Raw genomic sequence first — 3,170 nt, forward strand, 5'->3', positions numbered from 1 at the left:
CTATTAGAAAAATCTATATCTCCATCTAAAATACAAACAGAGTTTAATGCATAAAGGCAGGTTCCTTCTTCTGAATATGAAGGTTGAGTACCTCTTTTGATGAAAAATTTCTCCTCATTCAAGTAAGTCCAATTTATCGATCTTATTATCACTTCATTTCTCAAATAATAAGGATCATAATATTCTGCATCAATTCTTAATCCCCTTTCTAACTCTGAGACATTAACAATTGAGTACTCAACATCATACATTTTGCCTTTATGCGTTGCTGTTATCATGATATCACCAACTCTTCCATTAAATAATAAAGAATCAAATAACAGTATTTTACTATTTCATGATTTGCTGGATTATACGCCATATCACCGTGTATAAGGGCATTTCTTTCTTGATAAATTATTTCCATAATATATGAATAAAGCTTATCTAAATCATTTTCAATTACTAAAGTTACTTCGGTATACACTGTTTGGTCTTCTTCAAAAGAAAAGTATATTCCCTTGTTAAGCTTAGTTTTAATAGATCGTGCTGTTTCATTAGAACTAATAAAAAATTCACCTAAGTTTTTTTCTTCTTCGTTGTACCCGTCAAAAAATCCTTTTGTGTTTTTGGTCTTACACAAATAAAGAAACTTCTCAATATATTTTCTAAACTCCTTTGATTCTATATCTTGATGTGTCATTAAATTATTAAATTTTCTATGGATAGGATTTCGAGAAGACCTGTCATAATCGTTTAGATTTTGAGTATCATTTTTATATACTCCTTTTATTATGTTTATATGGTCTCTATCTTTCCTTATATAATCTTCGTTATAATGCTGTCTATACCATGCATTGAAGGATAACCATAATTTTATAAATGCAGAAAAATAATCAATCTCGGAAGATTTAAACCAATTTAAAACATTATCAGTAGTAGTTGGCACTTTACTCAACCTCCACATCATTCAAGAAATTAAAAACTATGTCTCCTTCCTTCAATCTCTCCCTTCCCCATTTTATAAAAGCCTCTGCGATATCAAATAAATCCGTTTGAAAGACTGGGTTTCCTTCTTCGTCAAAAGCCATATTGCCGTTTTCGTCTTTAACAAAAACATAGTTTCCTGAATTATCTTTCATTGGTATCTTTGAAACTGCAAAGAAAATAGGATAATCTTTCAACTTTGGATTTTCGCCTTTATCCGGTTCATCTTCTTTCCACTTTCTCAAAAATAACAATGATGTTTTAGTTCCTGTGTGTGGTTTAAAAGAGTTACCGTGCAAGCCAACTACTGCAAGAATTCTTGCTTTTTTCATAATGAATTCACGAATATATTTATCGTTAGTGTTATTGAAAACACCTTGAGGAAGGACAATTGCTAATCTTCCGCCTGGCTTGATCATATCTAACGCTCTTTCTACAAAAAGTATATGCCTATCTACTGTAGAATCCGTTTTTATTTTGTTTTCTGGAAGAATATCATTATATAGCGCTTTTAGCCAATGTTCTTGTATGTCTCCTGCGAATGGAGGATTTGTCAAAAGGATGTCGAAATTCAACTCTTTAAAACTTTCATCATATAACAACTCTTCTTTTTTCAAATCTGCTTTAAAACCTTCACTCCACCTTGTAAATTCAAGGGAGTTTTCTTGGTAAATATGTGCTTTACCATCGCCAGCAATTAACATAAGAGCTCTTGCAATTTTCGTTGCCTTTTCCTCAAAATCTATCCCCCAAAGGTACCTTCCAGCATAGGCTGATTTAACATCTTTATCTTCCATATGGTATTTTTTCCATACATACTGCATTGCATGAACTATGAATCCTGAACTACCACAAGCAGGGTCAATAACATATTCTTTCCTGTGTGGATTTAACATTTTGACTGCCGCATCTATAATAACTCTTGGAGTAAAATATTGTCCTTTTTTCTCTTTTGAAACTTCAGGGACTAAATATTCAAATGCTTCATCAATAATTCTCAAGTCTGCACCAAATAACTCCATTTCTTGCATTTCTCCAACGCATATATTTAGATGGTCTGGCTTTAATTTAATTTCTTCTGTCTTCTCGAAAATCCCTTTCCACTCTTTCTTTGCGCCATTAAAAAGGTCTGAAATCTCTTTATAGGTTACCTGCGGGTCTTTATATTTCCTAAACTTTAATTGGTGGTCCTTCCTATTTGGTGCTTCATGCTCATCATAAAGCTTTGCGTAGATGAGTTTAAAGATTTCATTAAAGCTATCAACTCCGGAATTTGCAAGGACAAGCTCTTCTAAAGTCTCAATGATGTCTCTTAAAGGCCTTTTCTTTTGCTTATTTACTTCTTTGAGTTTTTCAAGGGTCCAGTTTCTGCTCAACACTATTTCTGAAACATCTATCGCAGGGTTTGTTGAATTTTTAACTTCTGAGTACTCGGTATATGTAGGAATATCTGGCAAGTTATCTTCAAATTCTTTAGGATATGGCCTGTAAAGAATAGTTATTTCTTTTCCGTTAACTGCACCCCCTATAGGCGAGCCTTCGGCATTGAGATAACTTTTAAGCTGTGGTATGTTTAATCTTTCATTTGGCTCTTTTACTTCGACGATTATCCAAGGAGTGATTCCATCTTCTTGATATACAACAATATCTGCCCTTTTCTTTTCTCTGCCGAAACTTACTGATTCTTCAACCTTTATCTTTTCAATTGGATATCCATAATTATCTGTGAGCTCAAATAAGAAAAGCTGTCTAACTATCTCTTCTGGCCTTCTTTGGCTTTTATTCTCATCGAACAATAACTTTTCTTTTCCATCTGCATCGTGACTTTTAATATACCACTCACCTTGAGATTTTTCATATACATCTAATTTAGGTAAGTGCAAACTTAGAAGAGGAATTTCAGTCTCAGCACTGGGAATTATCTTATTAATGATATTTTTTGTTTTTATTCTATCGTTCATCTTTCTTATCTCCTTAATGAAATTATATTCCGATTTTTAAATCCTTCAATGAAATGGAGGGTCAAGATAGATAAGGTCAACAGTTTTATCTTCAATCTTTTCCCTTAAAACTTCAAGGTTATCGCCGAAATAAAGTGTGTTCACTCGTGTCTCCTATTTTAGCACAAATTGGAGAGTTTTATTGTTGAAGTTTTCGTCGTACTCTCCTGTATTGTAAATAAGCACAAATGGAGCATCTAAAAC

3 protein-coding genes and 1 pseudogene are annotated in these 3,170 nt (G+C 32.9%); all 4 read right to left on the reverse strand.

Annotated elements, in window-relative coordinates; genetic code table 11:
* A partial coding sequence (locus ACP5SP_RS07670; protein ID WP_428076458.1) for a hypothetical protein occupies positions 1-278 on the reverse strand: 278 nt, incomplete at its 3' end.
* A complete protein-coding gene (locus tag ACP5SP_RS07675) occupies positions 275-928 on the reverse strand; it encodes a hypothetical protein (protein WP_428076460.1) in 654 nt (217 codons plus the stop codon). The genes ACP5SP_RS07670 and ACP5SP_RS07675, both read right to left, overlap by 4 nt.
* A gap of 1 nt (position 929) precedes the next feature.
* The gene (locus ACP5SP_RS07680; RefSeq protein ID WP_428076462.1) at positions 930-2,927 is read right to left on the reverse strand and encodes an N-6 DNA methylase; all 1,998 of its coding nucleotides are present in this window, start codon (positions 2,925-2,927) and stop codon (positions 930-932) included.
* Positions 2,928-2,975: 48 nt separating this feature from the next.
* A pseudogene (locus tag ACP5SP_RS07685) lies at positions 2,976-3,071 on the reverse strand (modification methylase); the annotation flags it as partial.
* Positions 3,072-3,170 lie beyond the last annotated feature (99 nt).

Source organism: Caldisericum sp., from assembly GCF_049967455.1.
Taxonomy (GTDB): domain Bacteria; phylum Caldisericota; class Caldisericia; order Caldisericales; family Caldisericaceae; genus Caldisericum; species Caldisericum exile_A.